This window comes from Actinophytocola sp. KF-1 (assembly GCF_054661535.1).
This window is the reverse complement of sequence record NZ_BAAFVK010000002.1, coordinates 437160-460577: the sequence shown is the minus strand read 5'-3', so window position 1 is coordinate 460577 and position 23418 is coordinate 437160. Positions and strand designations below refer to the sequence as shown.

General features: G+C 71.8%; 20 protein-coding genes and 2 tRNA genes. 13 read left to right on the top strand and 9 right to left on the bottom strand.

Annotated elements, in window-relative coordinates:
- Positions 1-11: 11 nt before the first annotated feature.
- Positions 12-1724 carry a thiamine pyrophosphate-binding protein gene (locus ACYQ77_RS07940; protein ID WP_459708921.1) on the bottom strand — a complete coding sequence of 571 codons (1713 nt, stop codon included), beginning with the start codon at positions 1722-1724 and terminating at the stop codon, positions 12-14.
- 121 nt (positions 1725-1845) lie between these two features.
- Positions 1846-2097 carry a DUF6457 domain-containing protein gene (locus ACYQ77_RS07935; protein ID WP_459708919.1) on the bottom strand — a complete coding sequence of 84 codons (252 nt, stop codon included), beginning with the start codon at positions 2095-2097 and terminating at the stop codon, positions 1846-1848.
- Positions 2098-2173: 76 nt separating this feature from the next.
- Here ACYQ77_RS07935 and ACYQ77_RS07930 point away from each other — a divergent pair, with 76 nt between their 5' ends.
- The 5 genes from ACYQ77_RS07930 to ACYQ77_RS07910 all read left to right on the top strand — a co-directional run bounded on the left by ACYQ77_RS07930 (position 2174) and on the right by ACYQ77_RS07910 (position 6471).
- A complete protein-coding gene (locus tag ACYQ77_RS07930) occupies positions 2174-3145 on the top strand; it encodes a 2-dehydropantoate 2-reductase (protein ID WP_459708917.1) in 972 nt (323 codons plus the stop codon).
- 241 nt (positions 3146-3386) lie between these two features.
- The gene (locus ACYQ77_RS07925; protein ID WP_459708915.1) at positions 3387-3926 is read left to right on the top strand and encodes an NADPH-dependent FMN reductase; all 540 of its coding nucleotides are present in this window, start codon (positions 3387-3389) and stop codon (positions 3924-3926) included.
- Positions 3927-3937: 11 nt separating this feature from the next.
- The gene (locus ACYQ77_RS07920; protein WP_459708914.1) at positions 3938-4918 is read left to right on the top strand and encodes an ATP-binding cassette domain-containing protein; all 981 of its coding nucleotides are present in this window, start codon (positions 3938-3940) and stop codon (positions 4916-4918) included.
- A 115-nt stretch (positions 4919-5033) separates the two neighbouring features.
- Positions 5034-5882 carry an ABC transporter permease gene (locus ACYQ77_RS07915; RefSeq protein WP_459708912.1) on the top strand — a complete coding sequence of 283 codons (849 nt, stop codon included), beginning with the start codon at positions 5034-5036 and terminating at the stop codon, positions 5880-5882.
- A gap of 64 nt (positions 5883-5946) precedes the next feature.
- Positions 5947-6471 carry an SWIM zinc finger family protein gene (locus ACYQ77_RS07910; protein WP_459709748.1) on the top strand — a complete coding sequence of 175 codons (525 nt, stop codon included), beginning with the start codon at positions 5947-5949 and terminating at the stop codon, positions 6469-6471.
- A gap of 1638 nt (positions 6472-8109) precedes the next feature.
- Here ACYQ77_RS07910 and ACYQ77_RS07905 read toward each other — a convergent pair.
- The 4 genes from ACYQ77_RS07905 to ACYQ77_RS07890 all read right to left on the bottom strand — a co-directional run bounded on the left by ACYQ77_RS07905 (position 8110) and on the right by ACYQ77_RS07890 (position 11799).
- Positions 8110-8181, bottom strand: a tRNA-OTHER gene (locus tag ACYQ77_RS07905).
- Between the two features lies 1 nt (position 8182).
- A tRNA-OTHER gene (locus tag ACYQ77_RS07900) sits at positions 8183-8256 on the bottom strand.
- Between the two features lie 46 nt (positions 8257-8302).
- Positions 8303-11392, bottom strand: coding sequence for an ATP-binding protein (locus tag ACYQ77_RS07895; protein ID WP_459708910.1), 3090 nt, complete (start codon positions 11390-11392; stop codon positions 8303-8305).
- Positions 11393-11427: 35 nt separating this feature from the next.
- Positions 11428-11799 (bottom strand): Na-translocating system protein MpsC family protein, encoded by a 372-nt coding sequence (locus ACYQ77_RS07890; RefSeq protein ID WP_459708908.1) that lies wholly within the window; start codon positions 11797-11799, stop codon positions 11428-11430.
- Positions 11800-12003: 204 nt separating this feature from the next.
- Here ACYQ77_RS07890 and ACYQ77_RS07885 point away from each other — a divergent pair, with 204 nt between their 5' ends.
- The 3 genes from ACYQ77_RS07885 to ACYQ77_RS07875 are packed head-to-tail and all read left to right on the top strand — an operon-like array spanning position 12004 to position 13633.
- Entirely contained in the window at positions 12004-12528 is a 525-nt protein-coding gene (locus ACYQ77_RS07885; protein ID WP_459708906.1) for a cysteine dioxygenase, read from the top strand.
- Complete coding sequence (locus ACYQ77_RS07880; RefSeq protein WP_459708904.1) at positions 12525-12923, top strand: rhodanese-like domain-containing protein; 399 nt, start codon at positions 12525-12527, stop codon at positions 12921-12923. Before ACYQ77_RS07885 ends, ACYQ77_RS07880 begins: the two co-directional genes overlap by 4 nt.
- 35 nt (positions 12924-12958) lie before the next feature.
- Positions 12959-13633 (top strand): SDR family NAD(P)-dependent oxidoreductase, encoded by a 675-nt coding sequence (locus ACYQ77_RS07875; protein WP_459708902.1) that lies wholly within the window; start codon positions 12959-12961, stop codon positions 13631-13633.
- Here the strand turns inward: ACYQ77_RS07875 and ACYQ77_RS07870 are convergent.
- From ACYQ77_RS07870 to ACYQ77_RS07860, 3 genes are all read right to left on the bottom strand, one after another.
- On the bottom strand, positions 13630-13965 hold the full coding sequence (locus ACYQ77_RS07870) for a hypothetical protein (protein ID WP_459708900.1): 336 nt from the start codon (positions 13963-13965) through the stop codon (positions 13630-13632). The genes ACYQ77_RS07875 and ACYQ77_RS07870 overlap by 4 nt on opposite strands.
- Positions 13965-14183, bottom strand: a complete 219-nt coding sequence (locus ACYQ77_RS07865) for a DUF397 domain-containing protein (protein WP_459708899.1) — start codon at positions 14181-14183, stop codon at positions 13965-13967. Before ACYQ77_RS07865 ends, ACYQ77_RS07870 begins: the two co-directional genes overlap by 1 nt.
- A 1103-nt stretch (positions 14184-15286) precedes the next feature.
- On the bottom strand, positions 15287-16189 hold the full coding sequence (locus tag ACYQ77_RS07860; protein ID WP_459708897.1) for a helix-turn-helix domain-containing protein: 903 nt from the start codon (positions 16187-16189) through the stop codon (positions 15287-15289).
- A 205-nt stretch (positions 16190-16394) separates the two neighbouring features.
- Here ACYQ77_RS07860 and ACYQ77_RS07855 point away from each other — a divergent pair, with 205 nt between their 5' ends.
- The 5 genes from ACYQ77_RS07855 (at position 16395) to ACYQ77_RS07835 (ending at position 23398) form a co-directional block, all read left to right on the top strand.
- Positions 16395-16823: a hypothetical protein gene (locus ACYQ77_RS07855; RefSeq protein WP_459708896.1), complete on the top strand. Its 429-nt coding sequence runs from the start codon at positions 16395-16397 to the stop codon at positions 16821-16823.
- Entirely contained in the window at positions 16817-17041 is a 225-nt protein-coding gene (locus ACYQ77_RS07850) for a helix-turn-helix transcriptional regulator (RefSeq protein WP_459708894.1), read from the top strand. The genes ACYQ77_RS07855 and ACYQ77_RS07850 overlap by 7 nt, the downstream gene beginning before the upstream one ends.
- Positions 17041-18003, top strand: a complete 963-nt coding sequence (locus ACYQ77_RS07845) for an NAD(P)-dependent alcohol dehydrogenase (protein WP_459708892.1) — start codon at positions 17041-17043, stop codon at positions 18001-18003. The genes ACYQ77_RS07850 and ACYQ77_RS07845 overlap by 1 nt, the downstream gene beginning before the upstream one ends.
- Positions 18004-18019: 16 nt before the next feature.
- The gene (locus ACYQ77_RS07840; protein ID WP_459708890.1) at positions 18020-18961 is read left to right on the top strand and encodes an MBL fold metallo-hydrolase; all 942 of its coding nucleotides are present in this window, start codon (positions 18020-18022) and stop codon (positions 18959-18961) included.
- Positions 18962-19033: 72 nt separating this feature from the next.
- A complete protein-coding gene (locus ACYQ77_RS07835; protein WP_459708888.1) occupies positions 19034-23398 on the top strand; it encodes an AAA domain-containing protein in 4365 nt (1454 codons plus the stop codon).
- Positions 23399-23418: the final 20 nt, after the last annotated feature.

The window sequence follows — 23418 nt, the reverse complement described above, 5'->3', positions numbered from 1 at the left end:
TGCAAGCCCCTTTACTTGTACATGGTCTGGTTCATCGTCCCCGGCGCGTACACCTCGGGGTCGACCCAGACGTTGATCAGCGACGGCAGCCCGCTCTCCCGCGCGCGCTCCAGCGCGGGCCGGATGTCCTTCGGGTCGCGGACCTCCTCGCCGTAGCCGCCGAGCAGCCGGGCGAACTCGTCGTAGCGCACGTCGCCGAGCGTGTTGCCGACCCGGCCGCGGTCCGCGCCGTACTTCTGGATCTGGCCGTAGCGGATCTGGTTCATCGACGAGTTGTTGCCGACGATGCCGACGAACGGCAGGTTGAACCGCACGAGCGTCTCGAAGTCGAAGCCGGTCAGCGAGAAGGCGCCGTCACCGAAGAGCGCGACGACCTCCTTGTCGGGCCGGGCGTACTTGGCGGCCATCACGAACGGCACGCCGACGCCGAGCGTCCCGAGTGGACCTGGGTCCATCCAGTGGCCCGGCGACTTGGGCTGCACGACCTGGCCGGAGAAGGTGACGATGTCGCCGCCGTCGCCGATGTAGATCGAGTCCTCGGTGAGGAACTCGTTGATCTCGTGCACCAGGCGGTACGGGTCGATCGGCGAGGCGTCGGAGAGCTGGCGCGGGAGGCGCTTCTCGTAGGCCTGGGTCTCGACCGCGCGCAGCTCCTCCAGCCACGCCTTCCGCGCCACGGCGCCGTTGTCGACCCGGCCGGACGCGGCCTGCGTGACGGCGGCGAGCACGGCGCCGGCGTCGCCGACGATGCCGAGGTCGATGTCGCGGTTCTTGCCGACCGTGCGGTAGTCGAGGTCGATCTGCACGACGGTCGCCGTCTGCGACAGCCGCTTGCCGTAGCCCATGCGGAAGTCGAACGGCGTGCCGACGATGATGATCAGGTCGGCGTTCTGGAACGCGTAGCGGCGCGCCAGCTGCAGGTGGTGCGGGTCGCCGGGCGGCAGGGTGCCGCGGCCGGAGCCGTTCATGAACGCGGGCACGTTCAGCGCGCGGACGAACTCGACGGCCGCGTCGGTGCCGCGGGTCGTCCACACCTGGCTGCCGAGCAGCACGCACGGCTTCTCCGCGCCGACCACGAGGTCGGCCAGCCGCTCGATGGCCTCGGGGTCACCGGACGAGCGGGTCGAGGCGCGGTAGGCACCGGCCTTGGGAATCCGCGCCTTCTCCAGCGGTACCGACGCGTCGAGCACGTCACGGGGGATCTCGAGGAACGACGGGCCGGGCGCGCCGTGGAAGCACTCCCGGAAGGCCATCGACACCAGGTCGGCCGCGCGCTCGGTGCTGGGCACGGTCGCGGCGAACTTGGTGATCGGGTTCATCATGTCGACGTGCGGGAGGTCCTGCAGCGAGCCCATCTTGTGCTGGCTGAGCGCGCCCTGGCCGCCGATCAGCAGCATGGGGCTCTCCGCGCGGAGCGCGTTCGCCACGCCGGTCACGGCGTCGGTGGTGCCGGGGCCCGCGGTGACGACGGCGCAGCCCGGCTTGCCGGTGATGCGCGCGTACCCGTCGGCCGCGTGCGCGGCCACCTGCTCGTGGCGCACGTCGATGACGTCGATGCCCTCGTCGACACATCCGTCGTAGATGTCGATGATGTGGCCGCCGCAGAGCGTGAAGATCACGTCCACGCCCTCGGCCTTGAGCGCCTTCGCCACCAGATGCCCGCCGGAGATCATCTCGGGGTTGCCCTCCGAGGAACCGCCCGGCGCCTGTGCCTGTGAAGCCATCTGTGTCGTCATCTCCTTAAAGGTGGGCTTGGCGCATACTGCATACCGTATGACTCTAGTGAGCACCAGGGTCGCGGTCCAGAGGTTGCCCTCGGGGGCCCGGGGGATCGCTCCCGGATATTCAGTCGCGCCAGTCGCAGGTGCTGCCTGACCACTGTTTCGCCAGGTCCGCGAGCCGCGCGGCGGCCTCCCCGCGATCCGCGCCGCGACCGGCCGCGACGCCGAGCAGGTAGACGGCCATGACCGCGGCGGGTTCGCCCACCGCGCGCCGCACTTCCCCGGCGAGAGCGAGTACTTCCGCGGTGCCGGCCTGACCTGCGTCGATACCGAGCGCGACACAGGCTTTCGAGGTCCAATCCGCGATGTCGTCCATGCTCACCACTTCTCGTTTCGCCTAACATCTCATACTGTATGCAGTAGACCCTTTGAATACAAGAACGGAGCTTGCGGTGAAAGTTGCTGTTCTTGGGGCAGGCGCCATCGGCGCGTACGTCGGTGCCGCTTTGCACCGGGCGGGCGTCGAGGTCCACCTCATAGCCAGAGGTCCCCACCTGCGGAAGATCCAGGAGTCGGGGGTTCGCGTCGTGAGCCCCCGAGGTGATTTCGAAGCCCGTCCGCACGCCACCGACGACCCCGTGGAGGTGGGTCCGGTGGACCACATCTTCCTGGGCCTCAAGGCGAACCGGTACGCGGACGCGGGGCCGATGATCAAGCCGCTGCTGCACGATGAGACCACCATCATCGCGGCGCAGAACGGCATCCCGTGGTGGTACTTCCACGGGACCGACACCAAGTACCGGGACTACCGGATCAACAGCGTCGACCCCGGCGGCGCCGTCAGCGCTGCGCTGCCCGTCGAGCGAGCGATCGGCTGCGTCGTCTACGCGGCGACGGAGATCGAGTCGCCGGGGGTGATCAAACACCTGGAGGGCACCAGGTTCTCCATCGGCGAGCCGACCGGCGAGATCTCCGCCCGCTGCACGGAGTTCTCCCAGGCGATGATCGCCGGTGGCCTGAAGTGCCCCGTCGAGCCCGACCTGCGCAAGGACATCTGGCTCAAGCTCATGGGCAACATCGCCTTCAACCCGATCAGCGCCCTGACCCGCGCGACGATGAAGGGGATTTGTCAACACCTCGACACGCGCGAGGTCGTGATCCGCATGATGCGGGAAACCCTCGACGTTGCCGCCCGCCTCGGCAGCTACCCGGAGATCTCGATCGAGCGCCGCATGGCAGGCGCCGAGAGAGCGGGCGAACACAAGACGTCCACGCTCCAGGACCTGGAGAAGGGCAAACCCATGGAACTGGACGTGATCCTGAAAGCAGTCGTGGAACTGGCCGACCTGACCGGCGCGGAAGCCCCCACCCTGCGAGTCGTCTCCGCCCTGGCCGACCTCCTGAACGACCAAATCTGCACCTGACCCCCACACCCCGCGAGTCACGCTCTCGAACAGCGCGAGTCACGCTCTCAGGCATACCGAGTTGGTCGTTTCGTGCACATGGCACGACGCCGCGACTGCACGAAACCGGCAACTCGGTATGCGCGAGAGCGTGACTCGCGGTGTTTGAGGGCGTGACTCGCGGGGTTTGAGGGCGGGACTCGCGGGGTGCTAGGTCTGATCTCGCGGGGGATCTCGCGCCTCGGGGGTGGGAGGTGAGGTCGTGCGGGTGCGGGTTGCGGTGATTGTCGGGAGTACTCGCGAGGGGCGGGTCGGGGGGTCCGTTGCCGGGTGGTTTCTCCGGGTCGCGCGGCGGCGGGAGGACCTCGACGTCGAGGTGGTCGACCTGGTCGACTTCGACTTCCCCGCGCGGTACCCCGAGGTGGTGACGCCGGAGATGAACCGGTTCGCCGCCGCCGTGGACCGCGCGGACGGGTTCGTCGTGGTCACGCCCGAGTACAACCGCGGCGTCCCGGCGTCGCTCAAGCAGGCGATCGACTTCGCCTACGACGAGTGGCACGCCAAACCCGTCGGGTTCGTCTCCTACGGCTGCCGGTCGCGTGGGTACCACGCGGTCGCCGCGCTGCGGGTCGTGTTCACCGAGCTGCACACGCACACCGTGCGCGACGAGGTGGCGCTGGACCTGATGCAGGACGAACCGGGGCCGGCGCAGGAGCCGGCCGCCACCAGGATGCTCGACCAGGTCGTCTGGTGGAGCGAGGCGTTGCGCGCGGCCCGCGCGGCAAGGCCGTACGTCACATAGAGGGGAACGACATGAGTGAGCTGGCGATCGAGACTGCCGGCCTCGTGAAGGTGTTCGGCGACAACCGGGCGGTCGACGGGATCGACCTCGCGGTGCCCGCGGGCACCGTGTACGGGGTGCTGGGCCCGAACGGCGCGGGCAAGACCACCGCCGTGCGCATGCTCGCCACGCTGCTGCGCCCGGACGGCGGGGAGGCCCGCGTGTTCGGCCACGACGTGCTGCGCGAGGCGGACGCCGTGCGGCAACGGGTGAGCCTGACCGGCCAGTACGCGTCGGTCGACGAGGACCTCACCGGCACCGAGAACCTGGTGCTGCTCGGCAGGCTGCTGGGGCACCGCAAGCAGGCCGCCCGCGACCGGGCCGCCCAGCTGCTGGCGGCGTTCGGGCTCACCGACGCCGCGGACCGGCAGGTCAAGGCCTACTCCGGCGGCATGCGGCGGCGACTGGACATCGCCGCGAGCATCCTGAAGACGCCGGACGTGCTGTTCCTGGACGAGCCGACCACCGGCCTCGACCCGCGCAGCCGCAACCAGGTCTGGGACATCGTGCGGATCATCGTCGCGCAGGGCACGACGGTGCTGCTGACGACGCAGTACCTGGACGAGGCGGACCAGCTGGCGTCGCGGATCGCGGTGATCGACCGCGGCAAGGTGATCGCCGAGGGCACGCCGGGTGAGCTGAAGGCGTCGGTCGGCGCGGGCGCGGTCCACGTCCGGCTCCGCGACGCCGCGCAACGGCCCGCCGCGCTGGAACTGCTCACGCGCGTGCTCGGCCCGGCCGTGAAACCGGAGGCCGACCCGGTCGCGCTGACCGCGCAGCTGTCCGGAGAGGACAGTGACCGCGAGGCGGCGGAGCAGGCGTCGCGCGCACTGGCCGAACTCGCCGCGAACGGCATCACGGTCGACAACTTCGCACTGGGTCAGCCGACGCTCGACGAGGTGTTCCTCGCGCTGACCGACCACCCCGCCATTGAGAAGGAGGTCGCGGCGTGAGCGGAGCTTGCGGAGCGAACCATCGACATTCAGGCCGTCGCCTCGCTCGCGGAGGGCGACGGTGGAGCGGAGCCCGCGGAGCGTTCCGGCGCCACGCAGCGAGTGAGGAGACGGCATGACCGCGGCGACCACGGACGAGAAGACCGCCACCTACACCCCGGCGGCGGAGAGCCTGAACGCGGTGCTCGCCGCCGGTGAGGCGCCGCCGCGACCGAGTGCCTGGTCGGCGTCGGTCACGTTCGGCTGGCGCGCGATGCTGAAGATCAAGCACGTGCCGGAGCAGCTGTTCGACGTCACGGCGTTCCCGATCATCATGACGCTGATGTTCACCTACCTGTTCGGCGGCGCGCTCGCCGGCTCGGTGACGGAGTACCTGCAGTTCCTGCTGCCGGGCATCATGGTGACGAGCGTCGTGATGATCACGATGTACACCGGCGTCGGCGTCAACCAGGACATCGAGAAGGGCGTGTTCGACCGGTTCCGCACCCTGCCGGTGTGGCGGCCGTCGGCGCTCGTCGGCGCGCTGTTCGGCGACGTGTTCCGCTACTTCCTGGCGGCGGCGGTGATCCTCGGCGTCGGCCTGGTCCTCGGGTTCCGCCCCGGCGGCGGGGTCGGCGGGGTGCTGCTGGCGATCGCGCTGCTCGTGGTGTTCTCGTTCGCGTTCTCGTGGATCTGGACCATGTTCGGGCTGATGCTGCGGTCGGAGAAGTCGGTGATGGGCGTCAGCATGATGGTGCTGTTCCCGCTGACGTTCCTGTCCAACGTGTTCGTCGAGCCCGCGACCATGCCGGGCTGGCTGCGCGCGTTCACCGAGGTCAACCCGATCACGCACCTGGTGGCGGCGACACGGGGCCTCATGCAGGGCAACCCGGACGCCGGTGAGATCACGTGGGTGCTCGTGTCGGCGGCGGTGCTGGTCGCCGTGTTCGGCACGCTGACCATGCGGCTCTACAACCGGAAGTGACGACGCGGTCGAGGCGGCGCCCCGCGCGGCGCCGCCTCAGCCGTCGAGTGCCCAGTGCCCGCCGGTGCTCCACCCCAGCCACCGGCGTCCACTCCCGACCCGGCCCCGGGCGTCGAACCGCTCCCCCGCCACGATCGCCGCGAGACCGTCCAGCGCGGGCGCGAGCCGGGTGCCGTGCAGCTGCGGCCGCAGCCAGTCGACGGTGGCCCGCTGGGTCGCGGTGTCGCAGAAGCCGAGGAAGAAGATCCCCTGCCGCCACGCGTACGCGGCGTTCTTCACCGCGATCAGCGCCGCGTGCCGGTGCGGGAACGGCATCGCCATCCTGCGCACCGCCCAGCTCAGCGCCTGGCCCGCGAGGCCGGACGCGACGGCCGCGAGGCGGCCGCCCAGCCCGAGCCGGTGGACCAGCACGGCCAGGTTGTGGGTGGTGAGGATCTGGGCCTGCTCCAGGACGACGCCGCTCTCGGCCGTGGCGGACCCGCTCTCCCCACGGGCCTCGCCCGCACGGATCGCGCACAGTTCGGCGAAGCTGACCGCCTGTCCCCGCTCGGTGGTGATGCGGTCCGTCCACGTCTCGGTGAGGTCGTAGTGCCGCCCGTAGAGCGTGCCCGCCACCACCCCGTGCGCGATCGCGGCCGCGTCGCGGAACTTCTTCGTGAACGTGCCCGTGAAGATGTCGGCCGCGATCTCCTCCACCAGCGGCAGCGCGAGACCCGCCTGCTTCGCGAGCGCGCCGAACTCGGTCACCAGCGGGTTCGGCAGGATCGCGTGCGGGAACGCGGTGCACGCCACCAGCACGGTCTGCGCGAGCGCCTGCCGCGCGGCCCTGCTGGTGTCCGGCCGCCGCACGCGCAACGGCTCGATCGCCGCCACCCACGGCAGTTCCTCGATGCGCACCTGGTGTGCCAGGTCGAGCAGCAGCAGGCCGCGCCTGCGCCGGAACGCGACGTACGTCTTGCCGTACAGCGCGGACAGCAGCGGGTCGTCGATGTTCGCCGCGAGCAGCGACGCCGTGATCTGCGGCAGCACCTGCGCGAGCACCTCGCCGGACGTGATCACGCCCCGCTCGACCAGTTCCTCGACCGACCCCGCCAGCGCCCGCGTCACCTTGCGGTCCACAGTGGACGGCACCTGGTGCCCGTCGACGTCGGCGACGAACGGGTCGACCTGCGGCACGCCACCGTCGGCGGGCAGGTCCTCGAGCCGCTGCGCGACCACCCGGGCCAGCGCGGCGTGCGTCGGCCGCGCCGCGACCGCGAGCCGGTGCTCCCGGTACGCGGTCCGCTCGGCGGACTCCGGCGCACCACGCTTGGTGAGCGTGTTCGCCAGCGCGCGCCGCACCCAGCCGACGTCGCGGCCGGACAGCGCGCCGCTGCCGATCTCGCACGCCAGCAGCGCCGCACGCAGGCGCGTGAAGTTGGCGCGGGGGTGCCGTGCCACGCCTTCGGTCTCGGCGAGCAGCCGCGCCCGCCGCTCCGCCCAGTCGGCGGGCCACACCCGGCACGGCCACCCGCCGACGACCCTGCCGTTCTCGAGGCGGGGCAGGTCGCCGTCGACGGTGTCGCACCACAGCGCGACGAGCCGGTCGTACAGCGGCTGCTCGGCGAGCCGCGTGCGCATGGTCGCGATGGCCCGTGGCGTGGTGACGGCACGCAGCGACGCCCGGACCTGCCCGACGGTCGCGACGTGCACGACCGACCCGGACGTGGCCGGCGTCTGGTCCAGGTACGGCGTGAACCGCAGCCGGTGCATGAGCGGCCGCAGCTCGGCGACCACGTCCAGCGCGGCCGCGTGGTGGTCGTGCGCGAGCAGCCACGTGACCGTCAGCAGCGCGGCGTGCTCCGGGATGCCGACCCGGTACGTCCCGGCGGTGAGCGCGTCGAGCAGCACCGCCTGGCCCGCGTCGGACAGGTAGTACAGGTTGAGCCGCTCCCGGTCGGTAGTGCCCGGCGCGTCGGCGGGCAGTGCGGCCACGACCTCCCGCTCGTCGTGCCGCAGCGGCGCCTCGGCGAGGTAGCGCCCGGTGGCGAACCCGCCGTGCACGACCTCCAGCGTCACCCACGCCGGGGTGTCAGCGACGGGCGTGCGGGAGCCGACCGTGAGCGTGCCGTCGGCCATCCCGTCGAGCACGGCACGCCAGCGCGCAGCCCGCGGGGAGCCCTCCCCCGCGTGCCGCAACGCGCGCCGCAACTGCCCGAAGGCGTACCCCTCGCCGACCTGTGCCATGACCTGGAGGCGAGAGTCGAACTTCGCGCCCTCCCGGTGGCAGCCGGGTGTTCTGCCGCTGAACTACTCCAGGATGGACATGGAGGCGGGAATCGAACCCGCGCCCTCCCGGTCCCAGCCAGGCGGTCTGCCACTGACCTACTCCATGCTCGCGGTGAGCCTAGCGCCCCGCCCGCTCGATCACCTCCCGTTTTTCACAGGTGCCACACCGGTTCCCGCTCGGGGCGGTAGCCGCACGTGGTGCCCGTGGCGACCGACGCGCGCAGGTGCTCGGCCAGTTCCGGGTGGCGGGTGTCGAGCTTGCGCAGCGTGTCGCGGATGCGGGCCGTCACGGTCTTGCGGGCGCGTTCGGCCTCGTCGCCGAGGCGGCGGGTGCGGCCGCCGAGGCCGGTGGCCGTGCGGAGTTCTTCCAGCAGCAGTGCGCGTTCCTCGTCGTACTTCGCGGCACGCCGGTCGTCGCCGCGCTCCTCCGCCCGCGCGATCTGCTCGTCCAGTGTGGACAGGCGGGCGCGGTAGGCGGCCCTGGCCTCCTCGTCCAGCACCACGTCCCCGCCGAGGCTCGCCGCCGCCGCGACCTCCGCGCCGCCGGCCGGGTTCAGCAGGCGGGTCGCCGGGATCTCCTTGCCCGGCGCGCGAAGCAGCACGTGCAGGTCACGCAAACCTTTGCTGTCCGGCATGTGCACGGTCCGGCCCGCCATGGACAGCGCCCACGTCTCGCCGGTGAAGCGGAACTCGTTGTGCGGCAGGGACTCCCCCGGCCCCGCCGCAAGGTGCCGGATGCCGAGCGCGGCCGCCTCCCTGCCCACCGCGGCACGCAGTTCGGCGCCGCGCGGGCCCAGCGCGGTCGCGAGCCCCGCGCGCGCTTCCAGGGACCACGGGCGGGAGCCGAGCCGGTCGGCCACGTCCCTGGCGGACTCGAAGTGCGTGACCGCCCGCGCCGTCTCGCCGAGCACCAGCGCGAGGTGCCCCAGCCACAGCGGCACCGGCCCGCTGATGTCGCACCCGTACATGGACACCAGCCACGTGCCCGCGTGCGGGGCCAGCGACTCGTACAGCTCGGCGCACCGCGCCACGTCACCGGTCGCCACCGCCACCTGCACGCGCAGCCGCGTCAGCAGGCCCTCGTACGCGCTGGACACCGGTTCCCGCAACGCCTCCAGCTCCGCGAGGCACCGCGTGGCGGTCGCCGCGTCCCCGCTCGCGGCCGCGGTGATGCCCGTCAGCAGCGCCGGGAACGGGTACTTCACGTCGGCCGACCTCGCCAGGAGACCCGGCAGCTCGTCGTACCGGCCGCGCAGCATGTCCATCGCCCACCGCAGGTGGTGGTCGATGTACACGAACTGCTCGTGCGGCACGTCCAGGTCCCGCGCCGTCGTGAGGTAGGCCTCGGCCTCCGCGAACCGGCCGTGGAACGCCGCGATGATGTTGCGGTCCACGTACGTGCCGAACTCCATCGGTGTCGGCTCGCGCTTCTCCTCCGCCAGCGCCAGGAACTCGGTGAACCGCTCGTAGTAGGCCGGGTCGTTCAGCTCCAGCTTCGCCACCCAGCCGAGCGAGACCGCGTACTGCTCCATCTCGTAGTCGCCGGTGCGGCGCGCGATCGCGGCCAGTTCGTCGGTGAGCGCGAGCCGTTCCTCGGCGTGCCCGAGGCCCCAGAGCTGGTCGTGCTGCGTCCACAGGCTGAACCCCAGCGTGTCGTCGTCGCCGCCGTCCCGCGCGATCGCGATCACCCGCATGATCACCTCCTGCGCGAGGTGGTCGAGCGAGCCCGCGGGCGGGTCCACGCCGGGCACCAGCCGCTCGTACGCCCTGCGCAGCAGCTCGGCCTTCAGCTTCGCGCGACCGTCCGGGGTGGACAGGCCGTAGATGGTCAGCGCGGAGCGGGTCAGCACGGCGACGTCGTCGGCGGACAGCGCGATGCCGGCGACCTCCTCCAGCACCTGCCACGCCTCCGAGCGCTCACCGAAGTGGTGCAGCTGCACGCCGAGGTCCAGCCCGATCCGCGCCCGCCGGGGGTCGGCCGGGTCGAGCACCTCGACGGCGCGCCGGTAGTGGCCTGCCGACTCCTCGATCGCGAACCGCCGCCGCGCCTCCTTGGCCGCCGCGACCAGCAGGTCCACCACCCGGCCCTGGTCGAGCGCCGCGCGCCCGAGGTAGGCGTGCCGCGCGAGGTCGGCGGGGAAGATCCGCCCGGCCAGCGCGGGCGAGCGGTCCAGGGCACGCACGACGGCCGCGTGCCGCGCCGCCACGCCGTCCTCGTCGATCCCCTCGTACAGGGTCTCGCGCACCAGGTCATGGGCGAACGCGAAGCGCCCGTCGCCGAGCGTCACCACGAGCCGGGCCGCGACCGCCTGCGTGAGCTGCCGGTCGACCTGCGCGACCGGCGCGCTCACCGACGCCGCGAGCACCTGCCGGTGGAACTCCCTGCCCAGCACCGCGGCGGTGGTGAGCAACCCGGACACCGACGCGGGCAGCAGCGACAGCCTGCGCCGCACCGCGTCCCGCACGCCGGGCGCCACCGAGGCCGCGGAACCACCGCTGTGCCACAGCCGGGCGGTCTCCTCGACGAAGAACGGGTTGCCGCCGGTCCGCAGGTGCACCTCGGTGACCAGCGCCGGGTCCGGTTCGGCGCCGACCGTGCGGGCCATCAGCGCACCGACCTCGTCCCGGCCGAGCCCGGTGAGCGTGACCGTGGTGGCCTTGGCCCGCAACGGCGTCATGAGCGGCGCGAGCGGGTGGTCGACCGCGTCGACCTCCACGTCCCGGTACGTGGCGACCAGCAGCAGCCGCTCGAACCAGGTGTGCTGCGCGACGAACTCCAGCAGCCGCACCGACGACGGGTCGGCCCAGTGCAGGTCGTCGAGCACGACCACCACGGGCCGCCGCTGCGACACCGCGACCAGCGCGGACGTGACCGCGTCGTACATGCCGAACCCGTCGGCCGGGCCGTCGGTGTCCACCTCGCCGAGCAGGACCGCGAGCTGACCGCCGGACACCTCCGCCGCGGCCGCCCACTCCCCGGGTGCCGCGTGGCGGCGCAGCCCGCGGATCACCTGCACCCACGGCCAGAACCCGGGCGCGGCCGAGGAGTCCCAGCAGGAGCCGGACAGCACGAGCGCGCCCCGCGCCCGCGCCACCCCGACGGCCTCGGTGACCAGCGCCGTCTTGCCGATCCCCGCCTCGCCGGCGACCAGCACGAGCCCGCCGTGGCTGTCGGTGGCGCGGCTGATCTCGGCGCGCAGTACGCCCGCGGGGTGGTCCCGCCCGATGAGCCCGGATGCCATGCCGCCGATAGTAGGAGAAGGGTCCGACAAAAAGCCTATTCGACCGGCTCGGCGGGCATTTCGGACGAGAACACGAACACCCGGACCGCGTAACCGGTGTTCGGGTGCACCTGCGCGAGGTAGGCCGTCACCGGCTCGCCGACGATGCCCTCGACCGCGTCGAGGAACTCCTGCCTGGTCGCCTCGTGCAGCGCCTCGTGGTGCTTGATCACCGAGTCGCGGTAGCCGCGCTCGGACAGGACCGCGTCGGCGACGGTCAGCGTGTCGATGGACAGCACGATGAGGCTGACGGGCTCATCGTCGGACACCGACACCTGGACGTTGCGCGGACCGCGGCCGTAGAACGCGCGCTCGAGGCTGGTGATCTTCTCGGCGACGGCGTTCCGCTGCGCCTTGGTTATCCGCATCGCGGGCATTACCCTCTCGACCTGAGCATGTCGCTCACCCACCGAAAACCATAGTGGCTGATCGGGCCGTGCCGCAGTGACTCGCCGAGCGCGAGGAGCGGCGGTGCGACTCGAGCGAGACACGGCCCGTGGTGGCCGCGAGCGAGGTACGGCACGTACAGCGCACGGGGAAACCACGGGCGACCAAGCGAAAGGGCTTGTCTCGTGAGTAATTCGCGTCAGTTCGCCGTGCCCGCGTTGCGGGACCTCGTGCGCGAGATCGCGGCGGATCCCTCCGAATGGGCCGGTCAGGTCCGGTTCGACCTCACCGAACGGTTCTACCTCCGGCTGCGCCGCACCGACGACGTCGAGGTGTGGCTCATCTGCTGGGACATCGGCCAGGACACGTTGCTGCACGACCACGGCGGCAGTTCCGGCGCGTTCACCGTCGTGCGCGGGTCGTTGTTCGAGGACTTCGGCAGCGTCGACCGTCCCGGTCTGCGCACCAGGCGGCACGCCGAGGGGGACACCGTCGGTTTCGGCGTCGACTACCTGCACAACCTCGTGAACGTCGGCACCGAGCCGACGGTGTCCATCCACGCCTACTCGCCCCCGTTGCGTGCGATGAACTTCTACTGCTGGCTGCCGACCGGCATGCACCACCTGCGCGAGGTCCCGTGCGACAACCCGGAGCCGGACACCACCGCGCTCGAGGCCGAGGCGGCGCAGCTCCGGGAGGCCGTGCGATGAGCACCGTCGAGACACTGCTGGACGACGCGCGGTCCCACATCACCCGCTACACCCCCGAGGAGGCGGCCGAGGCCATGCGCCGCGGCGCCCTGCTCGTCGACCTGCGGCCGGTCGAGTACCGGTGGCGGTTCGGCGAGGTGCCCGGCGCCATCGCGGTGTCGCGGCACGTCCTCGAGTGGCGGCTGGACGTGACGAGCGAGCACCGGCTCGCGCAGCTGCGGTACGGCGACCGCGACCAGGAGATCGTCCTGATGTGCAACGAGGGCTACACCTCGAGCCTCGCCGCGTACCAGGTCATGCGCCAGCTCGGCCTGACCGACGTGAAGGACGTGGCGGGCGGGTTCGCCGCGTGGCAGGCGGCCGGACTGCCGACGGTGCGGCGGCTGGCCGGGTAACCTCTTTCTAGAACGTGTTCTAGTCGGAGGTGCGCATGGGACGGACGGCGCTGGTCACGGGTGGCGCGAGCGGGATCGGGCAGGCGTGCGCGGCCCTGCTCGCCGAGGAGGGGCTGTCGGTGGTCACCGCCGACCTGGCCCCCGGCGCGGACCTGCGCCTGGACGTCACGTCGTCGGCGGCGGTCGAGCAGGCCGCCGCCGACCTCTCCGTCGACGTGCTGGTGAACAGCGCGGGCGTCATCGGCCCGAACAAGCCGTTCACGGAGGTCCGCGACGACGAGTGGGCCGCGACGTTCGCGGTGAACGTCACCGGCGTGTTCCACATGTGCCGCGCGTTCGTCCCGGGCATGGTGGCCAGGGGCTGGGGGCGGGTGGTGAACGTCGCCAGCATCGCGGGCAAGGAGGGGAACCCGAACCTGTCGGCGTACTCGGCGAGCAAGGCCGCGGTCATCGGCCTGACCAAGTCGCTGGGCAAGGAGCTGGCGACCAGCGGGGTGCTGGTCAACGCGGTCGCGCCCGCGGTGATCGAGACACCGATGAACGCGGCGACCGCGCCCGCGGTGCTGGACCGGCTGGTGAGCCTGATCCCCATGCACCGCATGGGTTCCGCACGCGAGGTGGCAGAACTCGTGGCCTGGCTCGCGTCGGACCGCTGCAGCTTTTCGACGGGCGCCGTCTACGACATCAGCGGCGGCCGGGCGACGTACTAGGCGCTCGCCCGCGTGGGGACGTAGAGCATGCCGGGGAGGTAGTCGTCCGGCAGCGACAACAGTTTCGCCATGACCACCGAGGCGGGCCCCCGCTCCCGCCAGTGGTAGCGCCGCGGGGCCAGGATGTCCTGGTCGGGCGGCATGCGAGTGGCGACGGCGTCGTCCTCGCTGTGCAACTCGACGACGTCGAGGACGTCGTCGTGGGCGCGAACCCCGACGACGGCGACGACCTCACCGTGTTCGTCGCGCGGGTCGACAAAGCGGAAGCCCTTGCCGACCAGCGCGCGCAACTGGAAGTCGACGCTTGGCGCGGCGACACCAGTGGAAAACATCAAGCGCTCCGTTCCTTGGCGCCGGCGACGAAGGACAGGAGCTCACGCGTGGGCACCACGAGCACGGGGCCGTGGGGATCACGGGAGTTGCGCACGCCCGCCTGACCGTCGAACCAGCTCAGTTCAACACAGTTACCGACAGCGCCGCTGTAGCTGCTCTTGCGCCAGACCGCGCCGGGGAGTTCATCCGCCGAAACGCCGTTGTGGATCGTGTCCATGAGGGGACCCCACCTTCCGACATCGCAAACAGTGGGTGCATCTGCACGTGCATTGATCTCTTGAACAATATCACGGGCAAGTGCAGCGGTAAATGCACGTGCATTCGCCCTGGCACGCACACAGCTCCCGTCGTTCACTACGGAGCGTGCACCCAGAAGTGGTCCGACGCCGGTCTTTGTCACTGTCGGCAACAAGATCGGGAATCTTGAGGTCACGACCGGGTGATGCCCCCGAAGACATGCAGTCATGTCGGTATGCGCGAGCGCGACAGATAACGATTTGTCTCGGCGTGGAGGGTCACCCGAATGCAGGAACCGACTGTGGGCATTTCTGTGGACTGTGCGAAATGGACCCTCGGGTGTCCGGGGTGGGGTGTCGCCTCAGGCGGACCCGGTACCGCAGGGGTCCGGTTCGGGGGCGGGCCCGGTTCGGGGACGCCGGTGTCAACCTGTCCTGAACGGGCCTTTCAGGACACCGAGCCGTCGTCGAGGGGTGGCACATCGGGCGGACCAGTCCCGCCGGACCCGGGGGCCCGCTTCCCGGGACACGGCGTCCGGAAAGGCGCGTTCACGACAACCGCGAAGTCCTGAAAGGCGCGTTCATGCCACCCAGCGACCTGAACGGCCAGTTCAGGACAGCCGACCCCTCCTGAACGGGCCTGTCAGGACACGAGCCGGAGCCTCCCCGACGGGTGACCACTTCGGGCGGACACGCTCCGCCGGACCCGGAGCCCGCTTCCCGGGACACAGCGTCCGGAAAGGCGCGTTCTTGCCACCCAACGACCTGCACAGCCCGTGCAGGACAGCCGACCCCTCCTGAACGCGCCTTTCAGGACCCGAGCCCGGGGCCTCCCTGACGGGGGCGGTCCCTTCGGGGAGGCCCCGCTTCACAGAGCACGGGCCCGCTTCCCGGGACACAGCGTCCGGAAAGGCGCGTTCATGTCACCGACCGACCTGAACGGCCCCTTCAGGACCGCCAACCTGTCCCGAATCAGGACCCGAGCCGGGCGTCGCCAAAGGAGTGACACCTCGGGCCGACCCACTCCGCGAGACGTGGCGTCCGCAAAGGCCCAGCCACCTGACGCCGCAGCAGCGCCTCGGGATCAGATCTCCTGGCGGAACTTCGACAGGAGCTGCCTGCTGCGGTCGGGTGTCTCGGCGTCGACGGCCAGGCGGTCGATGACGCGGCCGTAGACCTCGAGCTCCTCGACGCGGTCCAGGTACAGCGCGCCGCTGAGGTGCTCGATGTAGACGATGTCCGGCAGCGACGGCTCGGCGAACCGCAGCATCGAGAACGCGCCCTCGGCCGCGTAGCCGCTCATGTTGTACGGCAGGATCTGCAGCGTCACGTTCGGCTGGCGGGTCAGCTCGAGCAGGTGCTCGATCTGCTGGCGCAGCACCCGCGGCCCGCCGATCGGGCGGTGCAGGACCGACTCGTCGACGACCGCCCACACGCGGGGCGCGCCCTGCCTGGTCAGGACCTTCTGCCGCTGCAGGCGGAGCGCGACGCGGCGTTCGCCCTCCTGGTCGATCAGCTCCGGTCTGCCGTGGCCGACGACGGCGCGGATGTAGTCCTCGGTCTGCATGAGACCGGGCACGAACTGCAGCTCGTAGCTCTGGATGAGCGACGCGGACTCCTCGAGCCCGACGAAGTCCTGGAACCAGTTCGGCATGGTGCCGGAGTAGCGGTGCCACCAGCCGCGCTCGTTGGACTTGCGGACCATGTCGAGGAAGACGCGACGCTCCTCCTCGTCGGTGACGCCGTACATGGTGAGCAGGTCGGCGACGTCGCGTTCCTTGAAGCCGACGCGGCCGAGTTCCATGCGGCTGATCTTCGAGTCCGACCCGCGGATGGCGTATCCGGCGTCGGCACGACTGATGTCGGCTGCCTCCCGGAGACGGCGAAGCTGGGCGCCGAGCACGATCCGCCGCGCCGTTGGCGCACCGGACTGCTCGCCGCCGCCGAACCTGGGAGACTCCTCGCCTCGAGGGTCTTCCGCGGGCATCCGCCCCTCCTACCGTGAAATCGACGGTCACCGCCAGAACACCCAGAGTACGCGCTCCGGGCGAGCTTGAGGAGACGCACCGCCGGATCGGACGAGCGCTGCGCCGTTCGGCGGCCCGGCAGCCGCCAAGTCAAAGATTATTGACACCGTGTCCACGTCACTTTACATTCGTCGATGTCAAAGTTGTTTTACATCGGGAGTCGGCGTGGCACTCGAAGAGAAGCGTGCGTGGATCATGGCGCTGGTCACGGCCTGCACGTACGCGGTCTACCTCGTCATCGTCCTCGGCCGCACGGGCGACGCGCCGGCCGCCGAGGTGCCGTACGCGGCGACGCTGCTGTGGACCGTCGGCACGGCGATCGTCGTGACGATCGTGCTCAGCGTGGCCGCCGCGATCGCCACGCCGGAGGACTCCAGGAAGAAGGACCAGCGGGACCGGGAGATCGAGCGGTTCGGCGAGTACATCGGCCACTCGTTCACCGCCATCGGCGGCGTCGCGGTGCTGGTCATGGCCCTGGCCGAGGTCGACCACTTCTGGATCGCCAACGCGATCTACCTCGCGTTCGCGCTGTCCGGCCTGCTCGCGTCCGTGGCCAAGATCTTCGCCTACCGCAGGGGATTCCAGCAGTGGTGAAGTCGACGAAGGTCACCAACTCGATCCGGGCGCTGCGGTTCGCCAACGGCGAGATGACCCAGGCGGAGCTCGCGGCGCGGATCGGTGTCACCAGGCAGACCGTCATCGCCATCGAGCAGGGGCGGTACTCGCCCTCGCTGGAGGTGGCGTTCCAGATCGCGCGGGTCTTCGGGGTCCCGCTCGACGACGTGTTCCAGTACCCGGACGGAGAGCAGTGATGAAAGCAGTGGTGCAGGACAGATACGGCCCGGCCGACGTGTTGCGGCTCGCCGACGTCGACACCCCGTCGCCCGGCGACGGCGAGGTGCTCGTGCGGGTCCACGCGGCCGGGGTCGACTACGGGGTGTGGCACCTGATGGCCGGGATGCCGCTCCTGGTGCGTGCCGCGATCGGCCTGCGCGCGCCGAGGAACCCCGTGCGGGGGCGGGACGTCGCAAGGACCGTCGCGGCGCTCGGGCCGGGTGTGGCGGAGTTCGAGGTCGGCGACGAGGTGTTCGGCATCTGCGAGGGCTCGTTCGCCGAGTACGCGTGCGTCCCGGTGCGCAAGTGCGTGCCGAAGCCCGCGAACCTGACCTTCGAGCAGGCGGCCGCGCTGCCGGTCTCCGGCCTCACCGCGCTGCACGGCCTGCGGGGCGCGGTCCGGGCAGGTGACACGGTGGTGATCACCGGCGCGGGCGGCGGCGTCGGCACGTTCGCGGTGCAGCTCGCGAAGGCGTACGGCGCCACCGTCACCGGGGTGTGCAGCACCGGCAAGGTCGACCTGGTCCGCTCGCTCGGCGCCGACGACGTCGTCGACTACACGCGCACCGACTTCGCCGACGGGACCCGGCAGTGGGACCTGGTGTTCGACATCGCGGGCCTGCGCAAAATCGCCCACCTGCGCAAGGCGCTCACGCCGAGGGGCAGGCTGATCCTGGCCGGCGGCGAGGGCGGCGGCCGGTGGCTCGGCGGCCTGGACCGCACGCTCCGGGCCATCCTGCTGTCCCCGTTCGTCAGCCAGCGCCTCGGCGGCCTGATCTCCACCGAGCCCCGCGCGGACATCGAGGAGCTGCGCGCGCTCGCCGAGGCGGGCACGCTCACCCCGGTCGTGGACCGCGCCTTCCCGCTCGCCGACACCGCGGCGGCCGTCCGCCACCTGACCGAAGGCCGCGCGAGGGGCAAGGTCGTCGTCACCGTCTGAGCCCTAGGCTGTACCCGTGACGAGCACCGCGCACGACATCACCACGCCCGGCAGGCCCCGAGTGGAAGAGGTCAGCGACGGGGTGCACGCCTACATCCAGCCCGACGGCACGTGGTGGATCAACAACACCGGCTTCCTGGTGGGCTCACGGGGTGTGGTCAGCGTCGACGCGTGTTCCACCGAACGGCGGACCCGCGCGTACCTCGCCGCGATCGCGGCCGTCACGCCGTTGCCCGTGCGCACGCTCGTCAACACGCACCACCACGGCGACCACACGTACGGCAACTACCTGTTCTCCGGTGCCACGATCGTGGCACACGAGGGCACCCGCGAGGGTGTGCGGCAGTGGGGCAAACCGTTCGACGCCCCGGTGTGGACGCCGGTCGAGTGGGGTGACATCGAGCTGGAGCCGCCGTTCCTCACCTACACGGACGAGGTCACGGTGTGGGTGGACGACCTGCGCTGCGAGGTGCGGCACGTCGGCACGGCGGCCCACACCACCAACGACAGCATCGTGTGGGTGCCCGAGCGGAAGCTGCTGTTCAGCGGGGATCTGCTGTTCAACGGGGGCACGCCCTTCCTCATGCAGGGGTCGATCGCGGGCGCCGTCAAGGTCCTGGAGGAGGTCGTGGCTCCGCTGGGCGCCACGACGATCGTGCCCGGCCACGGGCCGGTCGCCGGGCCCGAGGTGATCGACCAGGTCCTGTCGTACCTGCGGTTCGTGCAGCACACGGCCAGGGAAGCCAAGTCCGCGGGCCTCACCCCGCTGCAGGCCGCGCAGGAGGTGGACCTCGGCGAGTTCGCGGACCTGCGCGACGCCGAGCGCATCGCGGGCAACCTGCACCGCGCGTACGCCGAACTCGACGGCGCCGAGCCGGGCGCGCAGATCGACGTCATGGCCGCGATCGGCGACATGATCGCCTACAACGGCGGCAAACCGCTGAGCTGCCACGCGTAGTCGACGTGTTCGACGTGCCGCCGCCGGTGATGGAGGACTGCTGACCTCGATCTTCCGGTACCGTTGCGCTGTGTGAGCGAGGCGAGCGCGGACCCGTTGACCGGACGCGCTGTTCGCCTGTTCGAGTTCCTCGGCCGCACGCAGCAGCTCCGCGACCAGCCACCGAGCACCGTCGACGGGTACCGGTCGGTCCTGTGGCTCGACGACCTGCCCGACCACCCGGCGGTCACCTCCGCGCACCGCGGTGACCCGGACCCGGACGCCGACATCCTCTCCGTCGAACGGGTCGCCCGGCACGACCCACCCGCGCCGGGCGACCTGGCCGAATGGCTGACCGCGGACTGGCGCGACCCCGCGACCACGCCGGAGCTGACCGAGGAGGCGCCGCCCGAGCTGACGGAACGCTACGTCTCGTGGCTGGTCGACTGGCAGGTGTGGGCCGCGCGGGAACGTGCCGACCGGCCCGTCCGCGCCCGCTACGGCCAGCTCTTCGCGGCCTACGTCGCCGCGACCGGGAACCCGGAGGAGCTGGAGCTGGTCCTCGGCGTCGGCTGCCTCGCGTGGGCCGGGCCCGGCGCGCGCAGGCACCTGCTGACCGCGCCGGCCGGCATCCGCTTCGACGACGACACCGGGCGCCTGACCGTGCACCGCGTCGAGTCGGTCGCGGCCGCGGACATCGAGCTGGACATGCTCGACCCCGGCCTCGTGCCGAACCCGGGGCACGTCGCCGAGATCCGCGCGCTCGCCCGCGACCTCGAGGCGCACCCGTTGCACCGCAAGGAAACCGCGGCGCTCGTGCGCCGGGTCGTGCACGCGCTCGACCCGGACGGCGAGTACCGCGACGACGACGCGCCACCCGTGCCGGGGCAGAACGCGGTCGCCGCGTACGCGCCCGCGGTGATCCTGCGCCGCCGCTCGCAGCAGGGGCTCGTCGAGATCTTCGCCACGATCGTTGCGCAGCTGCGCGCGGACGGCGTCGTGCCGGACGGGCTGGCGCCGCTCGTCGACCCCGACCACCGGCCGCGGTACCAGGGTGACGCGCCGGAGGGCGCGCTGGTCGAAGTGGACGGTGACACGTTCCTCCCGTTGCCGGTCAACGACACCCAGCTCCGCATCGTCCGCCAGGTCGACGCGCAGGCGCAGACGCTCGTGCAGGGTCCGCCGGGCACCGGCAAGACGCACACCGCGGCCGCCCTGTTGTCGCACCTGCTGGCGCAGGGCAAACGGGTTCTCGTCACCGCGCACACCGACCGCGCCCTGCGGGAGGTCCGGGACAAGCTGCCCGCCGCGATCACACCGCTCGCCGTGTCGGTGGTCGGTTCGTCGCGGGAGGACATGTCGGACCTGAAGGTCGCGGTCGAGCGGATCGCCGCCGCCGCGACCGACCACGACGACGACGCGGCCGCCGGCACCATCCGCCGCTGCCTCGCGCACGTCGAACGCCTGGGGCTGCGCCGGGCCGAGCTGCACGAGCAGCTCGTCGAGGCCCGCCGCGACGAGGTCCGCGAGCACGAGCACGCCGGCTACCGCGGCACGCTCGCCGCGATCGCGCTGCGGTTGCGGCGCCAGGAACCGGAGTTCGGCTGGCTGCGCGACCACGCGGACGTGGCGCCGGACAGCACGCCGCCCCTCACCACACCCCAGGTCGTCGAGTGGCACGCGCTGCTCACCGACGCCGGCCTGATCGCCGACGAACCCGACGCCGAACGGCGGCTGGTCGCGCTGGGCATCGCGCCCGCGCCGCCGGTGTTCTCCGAGTTCGTCGCCGCGGAACGCGCGGCGGCCGCCGCCGAGCAGTCGGAGCTGAAGGCACACCCGGCCTTCGAGGCGGTGCGGGCGGTCGACCCGGCGGCACGGGTCCAGCTGCGCAGGCGGCTGTCCGAGCTGGCCGACGAGGCCGACGACCTGTCGCGCCGCCGTGAGCCGTGGATGCGGGAAGCGCTGGCCGACATGCTGGTCGGCCGGAGCCGGCTCTGGCAGGGCCGCGCACGGCAGATGGGCACGCTGATCGGCCAGGCGGAGACGCTCGTCGCCCGGCTCGGCCCGCTCACCACCGTCGAGGTGGCCGGCAACCCCGCTCCCCTGGTGCCGCTCGCGAGGCAGCTGCACGCCCACCTCGCGGGTGGTGCGCTGAAGACCGGTCCCGGCGGGGTGCCGAAGATCGGCGCGCTCACCCCGAAGGCGGTCAAGCAGGCGCAGCCGCTGTTCGAGCAGGTGCTGGTGGACGGCGTGCCGCCGACGTCGGCGGCGCAGGTCGACGCGTTCCTCGCCTGGGAGGAGGCGAGCCGCGTGCTCGCCGCGCTCGACCGTTCGCTGCCCGGCGACTCGTCGCTCCTGCCGGACGACCCGCTGGACGAGCGCCTCCAGTGGCACGGCACGGAACTGGACCAGCTGCACCGCGTGCTGCGGCTCGGGGAGGCGCTGGAACAGGAGCAGCACCGGTTCGTCGCGGCCGGGCTGCCGCGTCCGGACTGGACGGACGTGGCCGCGATCCGGAACTACGCGCGCCTCGTCGACGTGGCGGCGGCCGCCGACGAGCACGCCCGCGCCACGCTTCCGTTGCGGCGCCTGGAATCCGCGGTGGCGACCGTGGCGGACCGCGCGGACGCGGCGCCGTGCGTGGCCGCGCTGCTGGCGGCCGTCCGGGCGCGGGACGTGAGCGAGTACGCCGCGGCACACCAGCGCCTCGCGCGGCTGACGACCGTCCGGTCGATGCTCGCCCGCCGGGACGAGCTGGGCGAACGGGTGCCGCCGCGGTTGCGTGCCGCGGTCGTGGCGAACCCGGCGGCGTGGGGCGAGAAGCTCGCGACGTTCGCCGCCGCGTGGGCGTGGGCCGCGGCGGGTGCGTGGGTGGCGGCGCGGGGTGCGGTCGACGTCAACGCCGTGCAGGCCGAGATCGCGCTGACCGAGGAACGGATCCGCCGCGAGGTCGAGACCCTCGCCGCGACCAGGGCGTGGCGGCACGCGGTGTCGCCGGACCGGCTGACCGGGCAGGCGCGGGCGAACCTGGAGCACTACGCGTACCTGGTGCGCAGGCTCGGCAAGGGCACCGGCAAGTACGCGGCGCAGCGCCGTGCCGAGGTGCGGACCGCGATGGACCGCTGCCGCTCGGCCGTGCCGGTGTGGATCATGCCGGTGTACCGGATCGCGGAGCAGCTGCAGATCAGCCGCGACATGTTCGACGTGGTGATCGTCGACGAGGCGTCGCAGGCGGGGCTGGAGGCGACGTTCCTGCAGTACCTCGCGCCGCGCATGGTCGTGATCGGCGACGACAAGCAGGTGTCGCCGACCGCCGTCGGCGTCGACCAGCAGCAACTGCGGGACCTCGCGGCCCAGTACCTGGCCGACGACCCGTACCGCTCGGCGTGGCAGGACCCGCAGCGCAGCCTGTTCGACGAGGCGAAGATGCGGTACCGGGGCCTGCTGACGCTCACCGAGCACCGCCGCTGCGTACCCGAGATCATCGGGTTCTCGAACCGCGTCGCCTACGAACCGGACGGGATCCGGCTCGTGCCGGTCCGCCAGTACGGCGCCGACCGGCTGCCGCCGATCCGCGTGGTCAACGTGGGCGGCACCACCGAGGGCACCACGAACAAGGTCAACGCGGCCGAGGTCGAGGCCGTGGTGGAGCAGCTGGAGAAGTGCCTCGCCGACCCGCGCTACGACGGCAAGACGTTCGGTGTGATCTCCCTGCTGGGCGCCGCGCAGGCCAAGGCCGTCGAACGCAGGCTGCTGGAACGCGTGGCGCCGGAGGACTGGGCGGCGCGCAAGCTGCAGTGCGGCGACTCGGCGGACTTCCAGGGCGCGGAGCGGGACGTGATGTTCCTGTCGATGGTCGCCGGGGCCGCGGACCGGCTGATGCCGCTGACGCGGGAGATGTACGTGCAGCGGTACAACGTGGCGGCGTCGCGGGCGCGGGACCAGATGTGGGTGTTCCACTCGGTGCCGCTGTCGGCGCTGGGGAACCCGGAGGACATGCGGTTCCAGCTGCTCGACCACTGCTACGGCGTGCTGGCGGCCCAGGACGGCGAGGGCACGCTGACCACGCCCGTGCCGGCGGACGTGCGGGTGGAGCCGTTCGACTCGCTGTTCGAGCAGCGGGTGGCGAACCGCCTGGTCGCGCTGGGGTACGGGGTGGTCCCGGCGTACTCGGCGGAGCGGCTCAGGCTGGACCTCGTGGTCGTCGGCGCGCGGTCGCGGCTGGCGGTGCTGTGCGAGGGCGACACGTGGCGGGGCGCGCAGGCGTACGAGCGGGAGCTGGCGGCACAGCGCGACCTGGAACGGTGCGGCTGGCACCTGCACCGGGTGCGCGAGTCGGCGTTCCACGCGGACGAGCCCCGCACGATGGCCGCGCTGCTCGCGCGGCTGCGCGCGCTCGACATCGCCCCTAAGGGAGACCCGGGTCTTTACCCGGAAAGCCCTGTTTCGCCTGGTTAGCGCGCTACCCGGCGCGCACC

Coding starts and splice junctions, on each gene's coding strand:
- ACYQ77_RS07940 (WP_459708921.1), bottom strand. CDS start 1,724: ATGGCTTCACAGGCACAGGCGCCGGGCGGTTCCTCGGAGGGCAACCCC.
- ACYQ77_RS07935 (WP_459708919.1), bottom strand. CDS start 2,097: ATGGACGACATCGCGGATTGGACCTCGAAAGCCTGTGTCGCGCTCGGT.
- ACYQ77_RS07920 (WP_459708914.1), top strand. CDS start 3,938: ATGAGTGAGCTGGCGATCGAGACTGCCGGCCTCGTGAAGGTGTTCGGC.
- ACYQ77_RS07915 (WP_459708912.1), top strand. CDS start 5,034: ATGACCGCGGCGACCACGGACGAGAAGACCGCCACCTACACCCCGGCG.
- ACYQ77_RS07895 (WP_459708910.1), bottom strand. CDS start 11,392: ATGGCATCCGGGCTCATCGGGCGGGACCACCCCGCGGGCGTACTGCGC.
- ACYQ77_RS07890 (WP_459708908.1), bottom strand. CDS start 11,799: ATGCGGATAACCAAGGCGCAGCGGAACGCCGTCGCCGAGAAGATCACC.
- ACYQ77_RS07880 (WP_459708904.1), top strand. CDS start 12,525: ATGAGCACCGTCGAGACACTGCTGGACGACGCGCGGTCCCACATCACC.
- ACYQ77_RS07875 (WP_459708902.1), top strand. CDS start 12,959: ATGGGACGGACGGCGCTGGTCACGGGTGGCGCGAGCGGGATCGGGCAG.
- ACYQ77_RS07870 (WP_459708900.1), bottom strand. CDS start 13,965: ATGTTTTCCACTGGTGTCGCCGCGCCAAGCGTCGACTTCCAGTTGCGC.
- ACYQ77_RS07865 (WP_459708899.1), bottom strand. CDS start 14,183: ATGGACACGATCCACAACGGCGTTTCGGCGGATGAACTCCCCGGCGCG.
- ACYQ77_RS07860 (WP_459708897.1), bottom strand. CDS start 16,189: ATGCCCGCGGAAGACCCTCGAGGCGAGGAGTCTCCCAGGTTCGGCGGC.
- ACYQ77_RS07845 (WP_459708892.1), top strand. CDS start 17,041: ATGAAAGCAGTGGTGCAGGACAGATACGGCCCGGCCGACGTGTTGCGG.